The organism is Propionispora vibrioides (assembly GCF_900110485.1).
GTDB lineage: Bacteria > Bacillota > Negativicutes > Propionisporales > Propionisporaceae > Propionispora > Propionispora vibrioides.
The window spans coordinates 38,696-57,810 of sequence record NZ_FODY01000016.1 but is presented as its reverse complement, the minus strand read 5'-3'; the positions used below and the strand labels follow the sequence as shown (position 1 = coordinate 57,810).

16 protein-coding genes are annotated in these 19,115 nt (G+C 50.1%); 13 read left to right on the top strand and 3 right to left on the bottom strand.

What is annotated here, in order from left to right; genetic code table 11:
• Nucleotides 1–171: 171 nt before the first annotated feature.
• From BMW43_RS13105 to BMW43_RS13095, 3 genes are all read left to right on the top strand, one after another.
• Nucleotides 172–1,575: an S-layer homology domain-containing protein gene (locus tag BMW43_RS13105; protein WP_091748292.1), complete on the top strand. Its 1,404-nt coding sequence runs from the start codon at nucleotides 172–174 to the stop codon at nucleotides 1,573–1,575.
• A gap of 390 nt (nucleotides 1,576–1,965) precedes the next feature.
• A complete protein-coding gene (locus BMW43_RS13100; RefSeq protein WP_091748289.1) occupies nucleotides 1,966–2,628 on the top strand; it encodes a methionine ABC transporter permease in 663 nt (220 codons plus the stop codon).
• Nucleotides 2,629–2,657: 29 nt separating this feature from the next.
• Nucleotides 2,658–3,485, top strand: coding sequence for a MetQ/NlpA family ABC transporter substrate-binding protein (locus BMW43_RS13095; RefSeq protein ID WP_091748286.1), 828 nt, complete (start codon nucleotides 2,658–2,660; stop codon nucleotides 3,483–3,485).
• 141 nt (nucleotides 3,486–3,626) lie between these two features.
• Here the strand turns inward: BMW43_RS13095 and BMW43_RS13090 are convergent, their stop codons facing one another.
• Both BMW43_RS13090 and pdxR read right to left on the bottom strand, forming a co-directional pair.
• A complete protein-coding gene (locus BMW43_RS13090) occupies nucleotides 3,627–4,847 on the bottom strand; it encodes an EAL and HDOD domain-containing protein (protein WP_091748283.1) in 1,221 nt (406 codons plus the stop codon).
• A 402-nt stretch (nucleotides 4,848–5,249) separates the two neighbouring features.
• On the bottom strand, nucleotides 5,250–6,683 hold the full coding sequence (pdxR, locus tag BMW43_RS13085; protein ID WP_091748280.1) for a MocR-like pyridoxine biosynthesis transcription factor PdxR: 1,434 nt from the start codon (nucleotides 6,681–6,683) through the stop codon (nucleotides 5,250–5,252).
• A 123-nt stretch (nucleotides 6,684–6,806) separates the two neighbouring features.
• Here pdxR and pdxK point away from each other — a divergent pair, with 123 nt between their 5' ends.
• Both pdxK and BMW43_RS13075 read left to right on the top strand, forming a co-directional pair.
• The gene (gene pdxK / locus BMW43_RS13080) at nucleotides 6,807–7,613 is read left to right on the top strand and encodes a pyridoxine/pyridoxal/pyridoxamine kinase (protein ID WP_091748277.1); all 807 of its coding nucleotides are present in this window, start codon (nucleotides 6,807–6,809) and stop codon (nucleotides 7,611–7,613) included.
• Nucleotides 7,614–7,952: 339 nt separating this feature from the next.
• Nucleotides 7,953–8,498 (top strand): ECF transporter S component, encoded by a 546-nt coding sequence (locus tag BMW43_RS13075; RefSeq protein ID WP_091748274.1) that lies wholly within the window; start codon nucleotides 7,953–7,955, stop codon nucleotides 8,496–8,498.
• A gap of 58 nt (nucleotides 8,499–8,556) precedes the next feature.
• On the opposite strand, the gene BMW43_RS13070 is transcribed toward BMW43_RS13075, so the two are convergent.
• A complete protein-coding gene (locus BMW43_RS13070) occupies nucleotides 8,557–9,924 on the bottom strand; it encodes an N-acyl-D-amino-acid deacylase family protein (protein ID WP_245732441.1) in 1,368 nt (455 codons plus the stop codon).
• A gap of 365 nt (nucleotides 9,925–10,289) precedes the next feature.
• Here BMW43_RS13070 and BMW43_RS13065 point away from each other — a divergent pair, with 365 nt between their 5' ends.
• The 8 genes from BMW43_RS13065 to BMW43_RS13030 all read left to right on the top strand — a co-directional run bounded on the left by BMW43_RS13065 (nucleotide 10,290) and on the right by BMW43_RS13030 (nucleotide 19,025).
• Entirely contained in the window at nucleotides 10,290–10,706 is a 417-nt protein-coding gene (locus BMW43_RS13065; protein ID WP_091748271.1) for a DUF2292 domain-containing protein, read from the top strand.
• A 256-nt stretch (nucleotides 10,707–10,962) separates the two neighbouring features.
• Nucleotides 10,963–11,838 (top strand): nitrogenase iron protein, encoded by an 876-nt coding sequence (gene nifH, locus BMW43_RS13060; protein WP_091748268.1) that lies wholly within the window; start codon nucleotides 10,963–10,965, stop codon nucleotides 11,836–11,838.
• A 285-nt stretch (nucleotides 11,839–12,123) separates the two neighbouring features.
• Nucleotides 12,124–13,434 (top strand): nitrogenase cofactor biosynthesis protein NifB, encoded by a 1,311-nt coding sequence (gene nifB / locus BMW43_RS13055; RefSeq protein WP_091748264.1) that lies wholly within the window; start codon nucleotides 12,124–12,126, stop codon nucleotides 13,432–13,434.
• Nucleotides 13,394–14,161 (top strand): ABC transporter permease, encoded by a 768-nt coding sequence (locus BMW43_RS13050; RefSeq protein WP_091748260.1) that lies wholly within the window; start codon nucleotides 13,394–13,396, stop codon nucleotides 14,159–14,161. Before nifB ends, BMW43_RS13050 begins: the two co-directional genes overlap by 41 nt.
• A 49-nt stretch (nucleotides 14,162–14,210) precedes the next feature.
• Nucleotides 14,211–15,044 carry an ABC transporter permease gene (locus BMW43_RS13045; protein WP_091748257.1) on the top strand — a complete coding sequence of 278 codons (834 nt, stop codon included), beginning with the start codon at nucleotides 14,211–14,213 and terminating at the stop codon, nucleotides 15,042–15,044.
• Nucleotides 15,045–15,079: 35 nt separating this feature from the next.
• Nucleotides 15,080–16,132, top strand: coding sequence for an ABC transporter substrate-binding protein (locus tag BMW43_RS13040; RefSeq protein ID WP_091748253.1), 1,053 nt, complete (start codon nucleotides 15,080–15,082; stop codon nucleotides 16,130–16,132).
• A gap of 110 nt (nucleotides 16,133–16,242) precedes the next feature.
• On the top strand, nucleotides 16,243–17,709 hold the full coding sequence (locus BMW43_RS13035) for a nitrogenase component 1 (protein WP_091748250.1): 1,467 nt from the start codon (nucleotides 16,243–16,245) through the stop codon (nucleotides 17,707–17,709).
• On the top strand, nucleotides 17,709–19,025 hold the full coding sequence (locus tag BMW43_RS13030; RefSeq protein ID WP_091748246.1) for a nitrogenase component 1: 1,317 nt from the start codon (nucleotides 17,709–17,711) through the stop codon (nucleotides 19,023–19,025). Before BMW43_RS13035 ends, BMW43_RS13030 begins: the two co-directional genes overlap by 1 nt.
• Nucleotides 19,026–19,115 lie beyond the last annotated feature (90 nt).

The following is a 19,115-nucleotide window of genomic DNA, read 5'->3' as shown; positions in this document are numbered from 1 at the left end:
TTTCTACCGGCATGAGAAGTAAAAGTTAATAGTTTCCCTGACGACCTGTTTCTTTCCGCTTCTCTAAAGGAATAAGAATAGGTTCGTCTCGTATGTGCTTTGACTACGTTTCAGCGGGTGTTAAAGCTTTCCCTGAAATTAAGTCTTATTTATTATGAGGAGTGATCATGGATGAAGAAAAAGATAATTTTGACATGGCTGCTGGCATTGGCTCTGGCAGCAACAGCCGGTACGGGCTTTGCCGCCAGCAGTTTTGTGGATGTCAACGAAAAACACTGGGCTTATGATTCAATTAATAAATTAGTCAGTACCGGGGTAATTGAAGGCTATCAGGATGGTTATTTCCGGGGTGATAAACCGCTGAGTCGCTATGAGTTTGCGGTAGCAACCGCTAAAGCGATTGACAATTATAATAAAGCGGACGATGCAGAAAAATCGGAAATTCTTAAATTAGTTGCTGAATTTTCTAAGGAACTGGACAGCATTGACGCCCGTTTAGGCAAGGTGGAACAAAAAGTGGGCAGCGTTAAGTTCAGCGGTGATTCCCGAATCCGCTATCAGCATAATTACGGACTCAATGGCAAGTCCAACGGCCAGGGCGCTGATGCGTCAAGAAGCCAATTGCGCCTGCGGTTGACCGGCGATGCCGTGCTTGATCAAAACTGGTCGGTAAGCACCCGCTTCGGAGTGCAAAATACCACCGGACAAACGGCCGGCGCGACGGGGGTCACTCTGCCGGCCGGAGCCGAGCAAGGCAGTAATAACGGCCAGGTTTTCTTTGACCGGGCCGAGTTTAAATACAGTAAGGATGCTTTTACCGGGACCATTGGGCGGTCAACTTTGTTTTTAGGCCAGGGCTTGCTGTATGATTTCGCCTTTGATGGGTTCACGGCAGGCTATACGTCCGGCAAACTGACCAGTAAATTGCTGCTCGGTGACGCCAGCCTGACCCGCTCGGCCTGGGCGCAAAATGTCAGCGGCGGGGCAGGGACTGCTTGGAACCAGACCGAGAAGTTCTGGGGAGCTGACTTTAAATATGCCTTTAATCTGAAAGTTTTCGCAACGGCCACGGCATACCAAAGTACTACCGCGGGATATCCTTATAAAGATATAGCGCTGGGCATCAATGCTACGCTTGGTGATTTCCGGCTGTTGGCGGAAGGGGTCAGAAATACATATAACAATTATGGCAGCAGCCATTATCAGGGAACGACAACCAGCGCTGATGCTCAAAAAAATGGTTACTGGGTTGATCTGCGCTGGAAGTTTGCCGATGTAAACAAACCCGGTTCCTGGTCGACTAACGTGCGGTATGTCAGCTTGGGTAAAGACGCTATTGACGGGCCGCCTACCACTTTGAACTGGGTTGGTTCCTCAACTATCGCCAATGGCGGTGGTGCGGCAGCGGCAACCGGCTACGGTATCAAGGGTTATGAACTAGGCAGCGATTATATTTTGGCTAAAGGAGCCGATCTGAGGCTGGCGGTGGGAAAATACAAGCCTTATGACAAGAATTACGCCGGCTTTGATTCGTATAATACGGTGGCTACGGCAACCTTGTTCTTCAATTTTTAAAGCGGTTCGCACTTTTGCGGCATAGCGATTCAAAGGGTTAGTCTAAATAACAACCTGCCGGAGGAGAACAGTTGCTTTCCGGCAAAAACGGTAAGGTAAATAAAAAAGGTCTTGGGAAGCGTTGACAAGAAATATAAAGATTGGTATTATATTTTTATATTCTAACGGGTAGCCCAAGGCCGATCAGACACACTGAAGGCTAAAGAGTTTTCATAGACGAAAATTCTTTAGCCTTTTTTATTTCCCAGTGCTGGAGCTTTTGACGGCAAAGGCGTTATAAAAAGAGCATAGCAGAAGCTGATCGGTCTTACAGACAGAAGGCTAAACAAGTTCGTTTAACGGACCTGTTTAGCCTTTTTTGTTCATGTGAGTAAAGTAGGGAGGATGATTATGGAAGAGGACTTGTTTCCGTTATTGGCAGCCGGGTTGGGACAGACGGTGTATATGGTGGTTATGTCGACGCTGTTTGCCGTGTTGCTTGGCCTGCCTTTAGGAATATGCCTGGTCGTTACGGCAAAAGGGCATATCATGGAGGCACCTTCGGTGCATAAACCGCTGGATACCTTGATTAATGCCACTCGTTCGTTTCCCGATCTGATTTTGATTGTGCTGCTCCTGCCATTGGCTCGCTGGCTGGTGGGGACTACACTGGGAGCGACCGCCGCTGTGGTGCCTCTGTCGATGGGAGCCGCCCCTTTTGTTGCCAGGCTGGTGGAAAGCTGTTTGAAGGAGGTGGATAGGGGGAAAATTGAAGCTGCCTTGGCCATGGGCGCGTCTTCGCTGCAAATCATTTATAAAGTGTTAATTCCCGAATCGCTTAGCTCTTTAGTTAGAGCATTTACCATTGCCGTCATTACGATAACCAGTTTTACGGCAACCGCCGGGGCGATTGGCGCCGGCGGGCTGGGCAGCCTGGCCATACGTTTCGGGTATATGCGTTACCGGGACGATATTATGATCATGACGGTCATCGTATTGATTATTCTGGTGCAGAGTATGCAGTGGGCCGGCAACCGTGTTGCCACGGTTTTGGACAAACGAAGACAGGGGTAGGTTAACCTATAACAAAGGAGTCGATAAAAATGAACAAGAAGCTTATTCTGGGTTTGGCATTATTAGTCTTGGCCATGGGAGCCGTCGCCGGCTGCGGCAACAATAAGGAAGGTGCCGCAACCAATAGCCAGCCGGCTAAAAAAGTGCTTAAAGTAGGGGCAGCGGTGGTACCCCATGCTGAAATTTTGAATTTTATCAAACCGGCTTTAGCTAAAGATGGCGTTGATTTGGAAGTTGTCGTACTGGATGATGAAGGACAATTGAATCCGGCGTTAGCGGAAAAGCAGATTGATGCCAACTATTTTCAGCATGTTCCTTACCTGGACTCGGTAAGTAAGGAAAAGGGCTACCAATTTACGGTAACGGCTAAAGTGCACGTGGAGCCGATCGGATTTTATTCGCAAAAGGTAAAAGCAACCGGTGAATTAAAAGAAGGAGCCCAAATCGCCATTCCTAATAATCCTTCTAACGAATATCGGGCTTTAGTCCTGTTGCAGAAAAACGGATTAATTAAATTGAAAGAAGACATACCGGATTTTAAGGCTACACCGCGTGATATTGTGGATAACCCGAAAAAGCTGAACTTTGTTGAAGTGGATGCCGCTCAGTTGACCCGGAGCCTGCCCGATGTGGATGGCGCCGTGATTAATACTAACTGGATTTTGGAGGCTAAAATTGATCCTAAGAGTGCTTTGTTTAGAGAAGAAGCTGATTCGCCTTATGCCAATGTCGTTGTTGTCAGAAAGGGTGAAGAAAATCGCGAGGAAATTAAGAAGCTGGATAAGGCTTTGACTTCGCCGGAAGTTAAGAAATTTATCCAGGATAAATACGGTGTCGCTGTAGTTCCAGCTTTTTAAGCCAGCCAAATAAGCTTTTCCAACGATGTTTTTTTACATAGAAAAGAGCCGCAGTTTCCGAGCAGAAAGGAAATTGCGGCTCTTTTTCGATAAGGCGGACGAAAAAGGGCTGGTGGCATTAGGCTGGCAGCAGGCTAACCGCTACCAGCGTGTTTGCTCAAAATATGTCTCAATCCATTGCAATGTCTGCAGGTAGAGGTCGGGAATTTCCAACTCGCTTATATGAAGGCGGGCTGCGTAGGCAGAGACCGCTTCCCATTCGCCTTTTTCATAAGCACTAATAAGGCGAAAAATGATGCCCAGCGAATGATCGGAACCGGCGAGAGCCAATTTGATTTCCTCAGTAATTGGCAGTTCGGCTAAAACCTCGTCCAGTGGCCTCTGGAAAAAACAGTCCAGCAGGGAGAACATGCCCATCGTGAAAGCGTGGGAGATCATATCGGGCGGCAGGTTCGCTTTGCGGGCCAGGTTTTCCCCGAATTTCGCCCGGATAACGGATAACACCATGATTTCTTCCGGCCTGTCCTTGCCCAGTTCACGCAAAATCAGCAAAAAGAGCCATTGACGGATTTGCTGCGCTCCCAGCAGGACGAGCGCCTGCCTGACCGAGTCGACGGTCTTCTTGAAGCCGAAGTAGGAAGAATTGATATATTTTAACAGCTTAAAGGAAAAGGCCACGTCGTGCTTGATGATTTGTTCCATCCGCTGAAAATCCATATCGGGACGGCCCAGTTCGTGTAAGATGCGCATATACTGTGTTTTGTAGCTGGGCACGTCCTCGCCGGACAGTACCTCAGGTTTGCTGAAAAAATAACCCTGGAAGTAAGTATAGCCCAAGGCTACGGCTTCTTCAAACTCGGCTCTGGTTTCCACCTTTTCTGCCAGAAACTTAACCTTGGGGTTGTTGACGCGTCGGATGATTTCACTTCGCTCTTTACCGGTGGTCAGAATAAAATCTACTTTGATGATGTCTGCCAGGGTAAGCAGGTCGCAGTATTTTTCGTCAAAAATAAAGTCGTCTAAAGCAAGTGTATAGCCACAGCGCTTAAGTTGTCTGCACAGGCTGAGCAGTTCTTCATCAGGTTCAACGGTTTCTAATATCTCAAGAACAATGGAATGGGGCGGAATCTGGCGGGCCAGTTTTTTTAAGCTGTTGCGGGTAAAGTTGACAAAAGCCGGTTTTTTTCCGGTTGCTTTATCCATGCCCAGCAGCAGGAAGGCGCCGGAAATAACGGAAGCTGTTGCTGTATCATCATCTTCACCGTCATAGACGGGGGAATTTCCTGAACGGAACAGCAATTCGTAGGCGACAACATTTTCCTTCTTATCAAAAATCGGCTGTCTGGCCACAAAAATTTTCATTACAGATTCACATCCTACTATTCAATTTCATAAGGGCGTATTTTCAAACTAACGGAATGATCCATGGCGAGTGATTTTGGCGCCAGACGAGGCAACATGTTGCGGGAATAGTGGCCCCTATCTCAAAACATGTTAACGAAGTATGGCACAAAAGCGCCGCAGGGGACGTTTCGGATAGCTTGAAGACACACCCTAAAGGACTGCTGATTTATCGCCTTGCGCGTTCAGCGGTTCCTTAAACTCCGGCCGTAGTTCTAATGTTATAAAGAATAGAAAGGGTATCTGAAAAAACATCATAAGAGAAAGGCCATTCGGTACAGTGTATGCCGCAGACTCGCGGCTTGTTCCGGTAGTGTGGCCGCTTGGTAAATGTTGATAAAACCAGCGATCCTTAGAACCATCTTATTGTATATGGGGCGGAATGTCTAGTACTTTGTCAAACCAGGCAGATCTAAGTAGTTCAATGGCTGGCTGAATTTCCTGCCTGGGTATTTTGGAAAAATATAAAATGATTTGCGGCAGCTTGCCGGGCGGATTCTCCCAGTAATATTCTTCAATCGGGACTACGCGGCAGCCTTGCTGGCGGGCGCGGGTCACCAACTCTCCGGTGGATAAGGTCGTCTGGAGGTTCAAAATCGTGTGAAGACCGGAATCGGTCATATTAATTGTGGCCCGGTCACCCAGGCAGCGCTGGATGGTCTCATAAAAGAGCAGACTCTTTTCCTGATACAGCTTGCGCAGTCGCCGGATTTGCCGTTCAAAATGCCCGTCCGCCATAAAAGCAGCCAGAGCAAGCTGTTCCAGGGTGGAAGCCGATTGGTTATACAGGGCGGAGTTCTTTTGATACAGATAGAGCAGGCGCGGCGGCAGTACCATATAGCTGATACGGATGGAGGGGGGAATAAGTTTGGACAGGGAGCCTACATAGATAACGGAGCCATCCCGGTCCAGTCCCTGCAGTGCCGGAATGGGCCGGCCGAAATAGCGGAATTCGCTGTCGTAATCGTCTTCAATAATCGTCCCTTGGGCGGTTTTAGCCCAGGCCAGGAGGCGGTGGCGTTGGCCGATAGGCATGATATAACCGGTGGGAAATTGGTGGGACGGACTTAAGTAAACCAGCCGGGTCTGGCTGGTTTGCAGCTCCTGCATATTCAGGCCGTCCGCGTTCATGCCGACGGGAATAATAGTGAAGGAATTGTCCGCGAAAATGCGCCGGCCGTTTTTAAAGCCCGGTTCCTCGAAAGCGATGCTGGTATGCTCCGGTTTCAAAAGACTGCAAAGCATATGGAGCAGATTTTGCACACCGGCGCCGATCACAATTTGCTCCGGATGGGCTGCTACGCCGCGGGAGCTTTGCAGATAACGGGCCAGCTCCTGTCTAAGCTCCAATTCTCCCTGGTAATGGCCGTAGCCGGTTAACTGGTCAGGGCGGGCGAATACTTTATTGATATACCGTTTCCACAAGGGAAAGTTAAAGCCGTTGCCGTCCATTTCACCGCTGGCGAAGTCATAGCGGATGGGCGGTGCAGGCGGCGGACTGACGATCCGGGCGGCCGGCAGGGGATTCTTGGCGACCGGTGGTGCTACGCTGGGTTCAAAAGGACTGACAGTATAGCGGGAGCGGTTGCCATTTTCAATATAGCCTTCGCTCATAAGCTGCAGATAGGCTTTTTCCACCGTGATTTTGCTGATGGTGAGTTGCCGGGCCAGACTGCGGATGGAGGGCAGCTTCTCGCCGGCGCTAAGGCTCCCCTGTTCAATTTGACGCCGAAATTGCTGATATAGCTGGATGTACAGCGGTTCGGGCAAGGTAGGATCAAGTAATAGTAAATCCATAGTCAAACTCCTTTATAAAAAAAACTGTACCTATTAAAAAATATAAAACTGTATATTTTAAAGGGAACAAATATATTTTATACTATACATGTTATTTTTTAAATACAGGAGGCATTGATTTCTATGACTATTTATAAAGCACTGGCAGTAGCCGGTTCGGATACAAGCGGCGGCGCCGGCTTGCAGGCCGACTTGAAGACCATGCAGGAACTGGGCGTATACGGAATGACGGCGATCACCGTCATTGTAGCACAAAATCCCCATAACGGCTGGGCTCACGATGTGTATCCCTTGCCGCTGGAGGTATTGGAAGCTCAAATGGAAACCGTACTGGCCGGTATCGGCGTGGATGCGCTGAAAACAGGCATGCTGGCCAGCAGCGAGGTCATCGCGCTGGTAGCGCGCAAGATTGACCAGTATTCGGTTAAAAATGTAGTCATTGATCCGGTGCTTGTCTGCAAGGGCACTGACGAGGTGTTGCACCCGGAAGCGGCCGTCAGCATCCGTGAGGAGCTGGCTCCCCGGGCAGCCATTATTACTCCTAATATTTTTGAAGCAGGCCAGTTAAGCGGCATCAAACATATCCAGTCTATTGAGGAGATGAAGGCTGCTGCCGAGGCGATTCACAAGCTGGGACCCCGTTATGTTTTGATCAAAGGCGGCGCCAAGTCCGGCTTGGACACGGCGGTGGATGTGCTGTATGACGGCAACCGCTTTGAAACGCTGGAATCACCGCTATTTAAGCAGGCCTATACGCACGGTGCCGGCTGCACCTATGGATCGGCCATTACCGCCGGCCTCGCCAAGGGCCTTGATGTCCCTGCCGCCGTACGCCAGGCGAAAGCCTTTATCACGAAGGCGATCGAGCACTCGTTCCCGCTCAATCAATATGTCGGGCCGACCTATCACGCGGCTCACCGTCTGAAATAAAGGAGCGACCGGCAGAAAAGAGCCTGTTTCAATAAAAAAGTTTCGGTAGCCTGTTCGTTCCCCGTTCGGCCTTTCCGGAAAAATACGTTCCGCAGGATGAAAAATTTTTGGCTTACGTTAAGAAATCCGCCTGTGCCCTTTGGGTAGTTGTTTGAGCGAAGCGAGTTTACGGATTTTAGTAAGCCGGAAATTTTTCAAGTATTTTGGAGGTAGGCCTAGCCTTTTTGGTCCTTTTGGGGCAATGCCAAAAGGACGTTATGCTATTTTGGTGACAGCCTTTTCTGTTTAGTAAGCCTATACAGGCAGGCTGCCATGGCTATAGGAAAGGAAGGAAAAAGTATGAAACAACAAGCGTTCAGCCAGACAAAACAACTGGCCTATGCCGCGTTAGGTATTGCTCTCGTATTTATTTGTACATCCTTTGTTAATCTTCGTCTTCCCATTGCCGCCAACGGCGGACTGATTCATTTGGGAAATGTGCCGCTTTTTATTTTCGCCATTCTTTACGGCCGTTGGACCGGCGCTTTGGCCGGTGGCATCGGTATGGCTCTGTTTGATGTAGTGGGCGGCTGGTTTCTGTGGGCTCCCTTTACCCTGCTGATTGTCGGTCTGATGGGATATACCGTTGGCGCTATCGCCGAACGGAACCGGACTATGAAGGCTTATTTTCTGGCGCTGATCGCCGCTTGCCTGATCAAAGTGGTTGGCTATTACGGCGCCGAGGGAATTATTTACGGCAACTGGGTGGCGCCGCTGACCTCCGTCCCCGGTAATTTGGTGCAGATCGGTGTGGCGGCGGTTGTCGCCCTGCCGGCGGTGAAAAAACTGCAAAAATATGTGGCTGCACCAGCGCAGCAAGGCACTGTGCTTTCCACTAACAAGTAAAAATAAAGGCTTTTGCCTAGGTCCGCGGGGACTTGGCAAAAGCCTTTGTTTTTCGGTTTTAAATCTGATAGTCGTATACCGGTTTGATGCAGCGGGCAGCCTGACCGGCCTTGGCATCCCGGATGACCCCGTGATCCAGGGCCAGCCTGCCGTTGAGGAAGACATATTCGATTCCTTCGGGCGGAACGTCGGGCAGACCGAAATCGGCCTTGTCGATCAAGGTTTTTATGTCGAAAACGACAAGGTCGGCGTCCATATCTTCCCGCAGGCGGCCCTTGGTATGAAGTCCCAGCGTTTCGGCCGGCAGCAGGGTAGCCTTGCGAACTGCTTCCATGAGCGTCAACTCATACCGTTCGGCCACCATCTTCTTAAAATAGCGAGGAAAACTGCCGGCGATTTGCGGGTGTCCCTCGCCGGGGGCATAAGCGCCGGTATCGGTAGACGGCATGGCAAAGGAGTGGGTCAGGGCCAGATAAATTTCCTCTTCGATGCCGGTGAGCACAACCACTGCCGTATGCGGCGCCTGGGTGCGCAGTTCGTGATACAAGGCTGGCGTCAGCCGCTGTCCGTTATACGGGCCGGTGATGGCGACGATATCCTGCAGGTCCCAGCCGTTGTCCCGGATATAGTCTTCCTGGAACAGGGCGGCGCCGATATGGGTGGCCCATTGGGTGTACATCCCACTGTCGAAGCGGACATCCAGGCCGTCGGCGCGGGCCCGGTTGATAACCGCCAGCGCCTCTTCCATCATGCCGGTGCCGTATTGATAGACCAGATGGGAGATTTGGACCCGGGCGCCGGTATGACGGGCTATATTGACGGCTTCTACCAGGGAATACATATCAATCCCGGTAGCCATCCGGGTATCAACGGCGACGATCCGGCCGTAGCGGGCGGCCAGTCTGCTTAAGCGGGACACTTCCTCGTCCGAGCTGCCCGGTGCATAAGCCAGGCCCAGTGACAGGCCGCAGGCCCCCGCTTCAAAAGCTTCTTCCACCAGATATTCCATTTTGGCCAGTTGCTCTGTCGTGGCCGGCTGCATGGGATCTTTGATGCCCACTTTATCCCGGAGGCTGAAGGAGTGGCCGATTAGTTCGGCTTGGTTGACAATAAAGCCGTCTTTTTCCTGTTTGGCGAAAAAGCCGTTAATATCCAAAGGACTAAAGCCGCAGTTGCCGCCCACCGTTGTGGTAATTCCCTGTCGCAGCGACAACTCGCCGCAGTAGGCGTCCAGTTCCACATGACCGTGAATATCAATAAAACCGGGGCAGACGATTTTGCCCGTTATATCCAATTGCCGGACACCTGGAAGTTCGGTTTTGCTGATCGCAGTGATTTTTCCGCCGCTAATGCCGATATGGCCGGTAAAACGGATCAGCTTCTCCGGGTCAATAAGAATGCCGTTGGCAAGCACCAGGTCAAACATATTTATCACCATCCGAAGGGGTATACTTTGCAAATAATAGTGGTTGAATCGTAGCATATTTCCCGCAAGCATTCAAGCCAAAGAACTAATAAATTTTTATATAGGCAGGTAAAAAAAGTAAATGCATCTTATTACAACCGTATTGACGTAGCGCAGGGAACTTGCTATAATTTAACTCAATAAAAGAATAAGCTAATCAGAAAAACTGAAGGCTAAAAGTTTTTTCCCAGGGGAAAATCTTTTGGTCTTTTTTGTTTTTCATCGACTACGCTTGTCAATGGCGCGGCTGATCAGGAATTTAACTGAAGGCGCGAGGGAAATATCTGTGCCCTTAGCCCTAAGTATGTTAATCAAGGAGGAGTTATATGTCAGATCATCCTACTGCCAGAAAAAATATTACAGCCGAAGTGCGCAGTGCGCGCAGCCCGGGAAAAAATACCTTGGGCAGGCAGCTTCAGAATCAGGTACTGGAGATCGTGAATCATTTTTTGTTTTCCGCGGAAAACGGCTATTTGATTTTGACGATACAGGACGGCTATGTTGTCAAAATTGAAAAAACAGAGAAATATATCATTACCAATAAAAGCCGGGAAGCCGGCTACGTAAAGTATGGCAAGCCCGTATCCGTTCATCCGCTGCAGGCACAGATTGTTACCGAACTGCAAAAAATCCAGTATGGACAACTGGTTATTCGTTTTGCCAACGGCAAAGTAGAACAAATTGAAAAAACTGAAAAACGGCGTGTTCATGAGGTGGAAGGAGTCCATGGTGATGGAATATAACTGTATTACCCATTTTTTACACTAAACACTATTTTTTGAAAAAAATGCTTGCATTTTAAAAACTTTTGAGTATAATAAACAAAAGAGCTATTATTTAATATTCATATGCTGATTAGTTATCAAGCTAAAGGCCAGAGGCATTTCTGCGGAAATGTTCTTCTGGTCTTTTTTGGTTTATCGGAAATAAAACTTCTGATAGGCATAAAATCCGCGCATTAGCCGGGTTCTAAATTTTAAAAACACAGGGGGATAAAAGATGAGTAAAAAGATTAAGCAGATTGCTATTTATGGCAAAGGCGGAATTGGTAAATCAACCACCACTTCCAATATCAGCGCGGCATTGTCCAAGCTGGGACTAAAGGTTATGCAGTTCGGCTGCGACCCGAAGGCTGATTCGACCAATACGTTGCGGGGCGGTACGTACATCCCCACTGTGCTGGATACTTTGCGGGAAAAAACGCAGGTAAAGGCGGAGGATGTTATTTTTAAAGGGTTTAACGGCATCTATTGCGTGGAGGCCGGCGGCCCGGCGCCGGGAGTGGGCTGTGCCGGACGCGGTATCATTACCGCCGTACAGCTTTTAAAACAACTGAAGGTATATGAGGAACTTGACTTAGACGTGATTATCTATGATGTTCTCGGTGACGTAGTATGCGGCGGCTTTGCCGTTCCCATCCGCGAGGGTATTGCCGAGCACGTGTTTACTGTATCGTCGGCCGATTTCATGGCCGTGTATGCCGCCAACAATCTGTTCAAGGGGATTAAAAAGTACTCCAATTCGGGCGGCGCCCTGCTGGGTGGTTTAATTGCCAATTCGATTAATGCGCCCTATGCCAAGGATATTGTCGATGATTTTGTTGATCGAACCCAAACGCGGGTTGTAGAGTATATTCCCCGTTCGGTAACAGTAACCCAGGCCGAGCTGCAGGGTAAGACGGCGGTAGAAGCCGCGCCTAATTCCGAGCAGGCCAAGATTTATGGGAAACTGGCCCAGAAAATCATTGATACTACGGAATCGAAAGTTCCGTCACCGTTAGACACTTCGGAACTGCGCGAGTGGGCAGCCAAATGGGCTGATCATTTGCTGGCCCTGGAGACAGGTGAAGTGCGGGGGAAGGCGGCGGCTATTTAATAGAAAAGAGTTGTCCGGGAACCGTTGGTTTAATGAGACAGCCGGCCTGGCGAGAGCTTCTTTCGGCTGGCAAGGAAGTAAAACCGCAGAAATAGCGGTCCCTATTTCAAGGTTTGGCTGACGCAGTCAGACGGAAAAAGATCCGCCAGACTGTGCAGTGTGAATAAAGCAGTGGTTCCCCAGGCAACAAGCTGATCAGACCCGACTGAAGGCTGCAGAAACAGACGATTTCTGCAGCCTTTTTATTAATATACGGTTGGTGATGGGAGAGAAAGAGGTGATAGTATGACTTGCGTTTGCCCGGGAAGTATCAGTCAGTCAGTTTGGGAAAAGACTCAAAGGCATCCTTGCTATTCCGCCGAAGCGCACAGCAAATACGCGCGTATTCATTTACCGGTGGCACCCCGGTGCAACATCCAGTGCAATTACTGCAATCGTAAATTCGACTGTGTGAATGAAAGCCGGCCGGGTGTTACCAGCGAGGTATTAACTCCTGAACTGGCCAGGGAAAAGTTTGTCTGGGTCCGGGAAAAGGTGGAAGACCTGAGTGTTGTGGGGATCGCCGGGCCGGGTGATGCGCTGGCCGACTGGCAGGCGACCAAACAGACAATTAAGGCGATACAGGCCATCGCGCCTGAGGTGGTTTTCTGCCTGTCCACCAACGGACTGCGGCTGCCGGACTATGCGGCCGAAATGGTAGAGCTGGGGATTCATCATGTTACCGTTACGCTGAATGCGCTGGATAGCGAGATTGGCGCTAAGATATATCAGTTTATTACCTATCAGGGCCGCCGCTATGAAGGAAAAGCAGCAGCCGAGATCTTGTTACAAAACCAGTTGGCAGGTATCCGGTACTTAACCGGGCACGGCATACTGGTAAAGGTGAATATGGTGATGATCAAAGGCATTAACGATCACCATATTCCCGAGGTTGTAAAAAAGGTTAAGGAGCTGGGCGTATTTGTTACCAATATTATGCCGCTAATTCCGGCAACCGGCAGTAATTTCGAGAATTTTCCGCAAACCAGCATGAAAGAGGTCAATGAACTAAGAAATCTTTGCCAGCTTGACTTGCCGCAAATGCGTCACTGTCAGCAATGCCGGGCCGATGCCATCGGCAGGCTCCACGAAGACCGTTCCCAGGAGTTTCGTATGGCAAACCGTACGGGTGAGACGAAAAAAGTATACAATCCGGTAAGAAAACAATACCGGATTGCCGTTACTTCCAAATACAACAAGCTGGTGGATCAACACTTCGGACATGCGACAGGCTTTACGATTTATCAGGGTGACGGATATACGTTTCAGCCTATGGAACAGCGCTCGGCCAGTAAGTATTGTTCCGGTATGGCCGATTGCGAAGAGGGCGAAAACAGGCGGGATCAAACCATTGATGCCTTGCAGGACTGTGATGCGGTGCTGACCATGCGTATCGGCCCCCATGCCAAGGATAAGCTAAGCTGCCGGGGCGTTACCGCCATCGAATATTGTGACAGTGTGGAAAACGGCCTGCGTTATGCGGTCGAAGTGTTAATTAAGCAGGAGGCAACTGAGTATGAAAGAGGTATTGCGTCAACTAAGCGAACGGCTAATTGATATTTCCGGGGTGATTTTCTTTTTCCTATTGTGGGAGGTCCTTCCCCGGGTGGGAGTGCTTGATGCTCAGTTCATTCCGCCTTTCTCCGCGGTGTTGCAGGCCATTGGCAAGCTGTTGGCCAATGGGGAGCTGTTTATTCATATGGCGGCGAGCTTGCAGCGAACGTTGCTGGGACTGCTGCTGGCCCTTGTCCTTGCTATCCCGGCAGGGTTTGTGTTAGGCGGTGTTTTTCCCACTCTGTCCCGTCACGTAAGGCCTTTGCTGCGTCTGCTGGGACAGATCAATGCGTTCTCTTTGTTTCCCATTTTTATTCTTTTTTTTGGAATTGGCGAGATTGCCAAAGTCAGCATTATTTTCTGGTCCACCATCTGGCCGGTGCTGTTTACCACGATTGCCGGGGTGCAGCAGATTGATCCGTTGTATATTAAAAGCGCCCGTTCGGTGGGGGCTGGCCGGCTGACCATTTTCACCAGAGTGCTGCTGCCCGGTGCGGCACCGGTCATCTTCACCGGTATCCGTACCGGAGCCTCCCATGCTTTTCTGATGCTGATTGCGGCGGAAATGATCGGCGCCAGCGCCGGACTGGGCTGGCTCGTGCAAAATTCATCAATGAATTTCGTGATTCCCCGCCTGTTTGCCGCGACGATTATCATTGCTATACTGGGAATGGCGATTAACTATTTTATTTACTGGCTGGAGGAAAATCTTCTCGAATGGAAACAGTAACCGGGCTTGGTGGGCTAGTTGAATTTTGTTAAAGAAAGGAGTGGTGGTGATGGAAGTGATCTGGAAGGAAACATCTTCAGGCCGAAAAAGGTTGTTGTCTGTGCAAGGTATCGCCAGGTGGTTTGGCGACGGCCTGTATACGAATAGCTCCATTATTATTTTTCTGCTGCTTTGGGAAATCGCTCCCCGCGTCGGTTGGGTGGAACAGACCTTTATTTCGCCGCCGTCGGTGGTATTGGCAACCTTGCGGGAACTCCTGCTTGACGGAACGTTGCTCAAGCATATCAGTGCCAGTCTGGGGAGGGCGCTGGGGGGCTTTGCCATTGCGGCAGTTGTCGGTATTCCGCTGGGCTTTTTTCTGGGCGGCTGGTTTAAGCTGTTTGAACGGATTGCCACACCGGTTTTGCGTCTGTTAAATGCCGTCAATCCTTTCTCCCTTTTTCCGGTATTTATCTTACTATTCGGGATTGGTGAGGTTTCCAAAGTGGCCATGATTGTCTGGGTTTGCGTCTGGCCTGTATTGCTGCATACCATAACCGGTGTTAAGGAAATTGATCCTTTGCTGATTAAATCGGCCCAGTCTATGGGGGTCAAGGGCAAGGAACTGTTTTATAAAGTGATATTGCCGGCGGCGGCACCCGCTATTTTTCACGGCCTTAAAATGAGTTCGGGCGTAGCCTTCTTTATGCTGATTGCGGCGGAAATGATCGGCGCCAGCAGCGGTTTGGGCTGGCTGGTCTGGAATGCCCAGATCAATTATCAGATTCCTATTTTATTTGCCGCTACTGTGGTCATATCCGGGTTGGGGCTTAGCCTGAATTACCTGTTCGGCAAGTTGGAGCGTAAACTGATTAGCTGGCAGGAACATACACCGGAATATTAGGGATTTATCAAATTTAAAAAAAGGAATGAAGAAATATGGCGGAAAAAAAGACAGTTAAAAGTATTATAGCCGGTCTTATCGGGCTGGCGATTATCGGCGGTATCGCCTATGGTGCCAATTTTGCCGATAAGCCGGTCAGCGGTGGCGAAGGGGCTAAAAGTGCGCAAACAACCGATGCGAAAGATAATTTATTTCCCATTAAAACCTGGTCAAAAACCAATTGCGAATCCACTCCCTGGGTGGTGGCGGATTTAAAAGGCTTTTTTGCTGAAGAAGGGCTAAAGATTGTCTATACCGGCGATACACAGCCGGCCCAGCAAATTCCGTCGGTACTTAATGGCAATAATGATGTGGGATCGGCTCATCCCAATACCCTGGCCGTGGCGATAGCCGGCGGGGCGAAAATTAAAGGCGTTGTCCGGGCCGGGATTGATCCTACTCCCGACCAGGACCCCAAACTGCGCCATATGTTCTGGTATGTCAATCCGCAAAAAGACGGCAATATCCATTCTTTTAAAGATCTAAACAGCAAAGAAGGGACCGTTAAATTTTCGACGATTACCAAGAATATCTGCGCTGATTTCTTGGCCGGCCAAATAGCTGATAAACAGGGGCTGGACCGGAGCAAGATTGAGTGGGTATCCATGCCGGACGTGCAGGCCGTACAGGCATTGAAGCAGGGGCTGGTCGGTGTGGCCGGGGTGCATCCGCCTTACTATAAATCCATGGAAGATGCCGGCATGGTCAAAATAGCCGACAGCCTGGATGCCGGTCTGGGCGTAGGCGGTGGTGTAGGGTATTACTACTTTACGACTGACTTTATTGACAAAAATCCGGAAATCATTAAAAAATTCGCCAGAGCCATTGCCAAGGCTCAAAAATGGGCGAATGACAATCCGGAAGAGGCTCGCAAAATGACCGAGGACTGGATTCATGTGCCGGTCAATGCCACTCATTATTATGCTACCGATACCAAAATAGTGGAAGACGAAATTGTACCTTGGATCAAGGACCTGGAAGCCAATAAGGTTATCCCGCAAGGCAAGGTAAAGGCTTCCGATTTGGTGATTCATTCGTTTGACAGTTGATGTTTGGCAGGTAAACCTGCCGGGACGTAAGGTGTCATGACGGCCGCCGGCAGTGGCGGCCGTCATGACAATATATTTAGTGTGAAGTGGATAGAGGAGGTACCATTGCTATGGCGATTAATTTAGAGCTTCCCGAAGTAGCCATCCGGGAGAACCGTCTGGGCTCCATTACCGGTTACCAGGGCACCATCCGGGATTTGGGAGCCCGTGTATCAGGCTGTTCGTTGCAAAATAAAGGCAGATGCTTCAGCCAGGCCAGTGCCTGCAGCTCCGGTTGCGCCCAAAATTATCTGTCCGGTATTGTCGATGCGGCAGTGGTCAATCACGCGCCAATCGGCTGTGCCGGTGACAGTGCCGGGGCCAATGAACAGGATAAATGGGGCCGCAAGGTCAGAGGCCTGGAGTACCGGAATATCAATATTCTTAATACCAATATGGTGGAGGAAGATACCGTTTTCGGGGCGGTTGCCAAACTGAAGGACGCGGTGCGGGAAGCCTATCGGCGGTTTCAGCCGAAGGCTATCTTTGTTACCACTTCCTGCGTATCAGGCATTATCGGCGAGGACATTATCAGCGCGCTGGATGAATTAAGAGACGAGATTCCGGTGCCGTTGACGCCCGTCTTCTGCGAAGGGTTTAAATCACAAATCTGGGCTTCCGGTTTTGATGCGGCCTTCCATGCCATCTTAACGGGAATTGTCAAACCGCCGGAAAAGAAAACCAATAAGGTAAACCTGATTAATTTTCGGGGCAGCGCCCGCCAACAGATTACGGCCATGCTGGCCAGGTTTGGTCTGGAGCCGGTATTTATGGTGCCCTATAGTTCGATAGACGAACTGGCGCGAACCTCCGAATCGGTGGCGACCATTAGTATTTGCGGCACGCTGGGGGGATACTTCGGCAATGCCCTGGAACAGCAATATGGAGTTCCTTATGTGAAAGCATTGCAGCCGCACGGTATAACGGGGACGGACAACTGGCTCCGGGAATTGGGAAAGATTGTCGGCAAGGAAGCGGCCGTGGAAGCTTATATAAAGGAAGAAAAAGACCGGATTGCCGGTGAACTGGCCGAACTGCGGGGAAAACTCAAAGGCAAAAAAGCGGTTGTCGGTATGGGACCCAGTTTTGCCCATGACTACATCCGGACGCTGCAGGAACTGGGCGTTGAGATTATCTGGGGTGCCTCCTGGCATTACGATCCGCAGTATGACAGCGGCCAGTCACCGGAAACGGTACAGCATTTGCTGGAAGGAACCGAGGATATCCCCTTTAGCGTGGCCGACCAGCAGGTGTTTGAAATGATGAATCTGCTTAATAAACTAAAACCTGATTTATATATCGGCCGCCATCCGGGCATGACGGTTTGGGCTACCAAACTGGGCATACCGTCGATTATGATTGGTGACGAATATACCGCCTATGGCTATCAGGGACTGGTGGATTTTGGCTTTCGGGTGCTGGACGCTTTGACAAACCGTAATTTTGTCAAAAAGCTGTCAGCCAGGGTCACTCTTCCTTATACCGACTGGTGGATGGAGCAGGATAGCTTTACTTTTTTACAGGACGAGGTGGGATAATGTCGCGATTTGTAGAGCAGGTACGCCATGTATGCGCCTTGGGTGGCTATCAATCGGTATTGGCTATTGAAAAGGCAGCGCCTATTTTGCATGCCGGACCGGGCTGCGGTCAGAAGTTATGGCGGACCTTGGGCTCGGCCAATGGCTGCCAGGGGTCGGGTTATGTCGGCGGCCACTCGGTGCCATGCACTAATATCGGGGAAAAGGAAGTCATCTTTGGCGGTGACGACCGGCTGCGTGATATTGTGAGCAATGCCCTTAAAGTCATTGATGCCGGGCTGTTTGTTATTTTGACCGGCTGTACTTCCGATATTGTCGGTGACGATGTAAGCGAAGTGGCCCGCCGGTTTCAGGAACAGGGCAAGCCGGTTGTGGCTGTGGAAACAGGCGGCTTTAAAGGCAGTAACTTGTTTGGCCATGAGCTGGTGCTGGATGCCATTATCGAACAGTATTTGCAGCCAGCCGCGGAAAAAGAGGCCAGGTTGGTGAACATCTGGGCCGTTGTGCCTTACCAGGACCCTTTCTGGGTGGGTAACCTCCGGGAGATTGAAAAACTGGTAGCGCTGCTGGGTCTGACGCCCAACATTATTTTCGGTCCGGGCAACGGGCTGGAGGCCTTGCGGCGGGTACCGAAAGCCCAGTTTAATTTACTGGTTTCTCCCTGGGTAGGCCTCAAAAATGTAAAACATCTGGAGGCGAAGTTTGGCACGCCTTATCTGCATTATCCGGTGCTGCCGATCGGACCGACCGAAACGGCGAATTTTTTACGCACCGTGGGAACCTATGCCGGCATCGAGGGCAAACGGGTGGAAAAAATCATTAACAAGCTGGAGCAGGATTATTACTATTACATTGACCGGGCTGCCGATTCCCTGCTGGAAACGCAGTTGATGCCCCGGCGGTTTGTTTCCATTGCCGATAGTTTCTATGCGCTTGGCGTAGCCCGCTTTTTAATCAATGATTTGGGTTTGCTGCCGGAAACCCAGTATATCACTGATGGCGTTGCCGAAGAATACCAGGACAGCATAACGGCAGAATTTAAAAACTTCGAGGACGGCATTGAGGCGAAGGTGGTTTTCAGCAATGACGGTGGCGAAATTCATGAAGATATCCGCAAGCTTACCTTCCGCAGCCGGCCTCTCATTCTGGGCAGCGCCTGGGACCGTGTTTTATCGCGGGAAATTAACGGCTATCAGCTTTCCCTGGCCACACCGGTTACCAACCGCCTGGTGCTAAACCGCTCCTATGTAGGCTATGAAGGGGCCTTACGGCTGGTTGAGGATATCTATTCCTTGGTACTGGAAGATTTTCAGTAACCGGTTTTTGACGTTGCTTCCCCTATATTTGGGAAGCCGGCTACCCTCCGCAAAGGTCTTGCATTGTACATGGGCCGGCTTCCCGTTTTT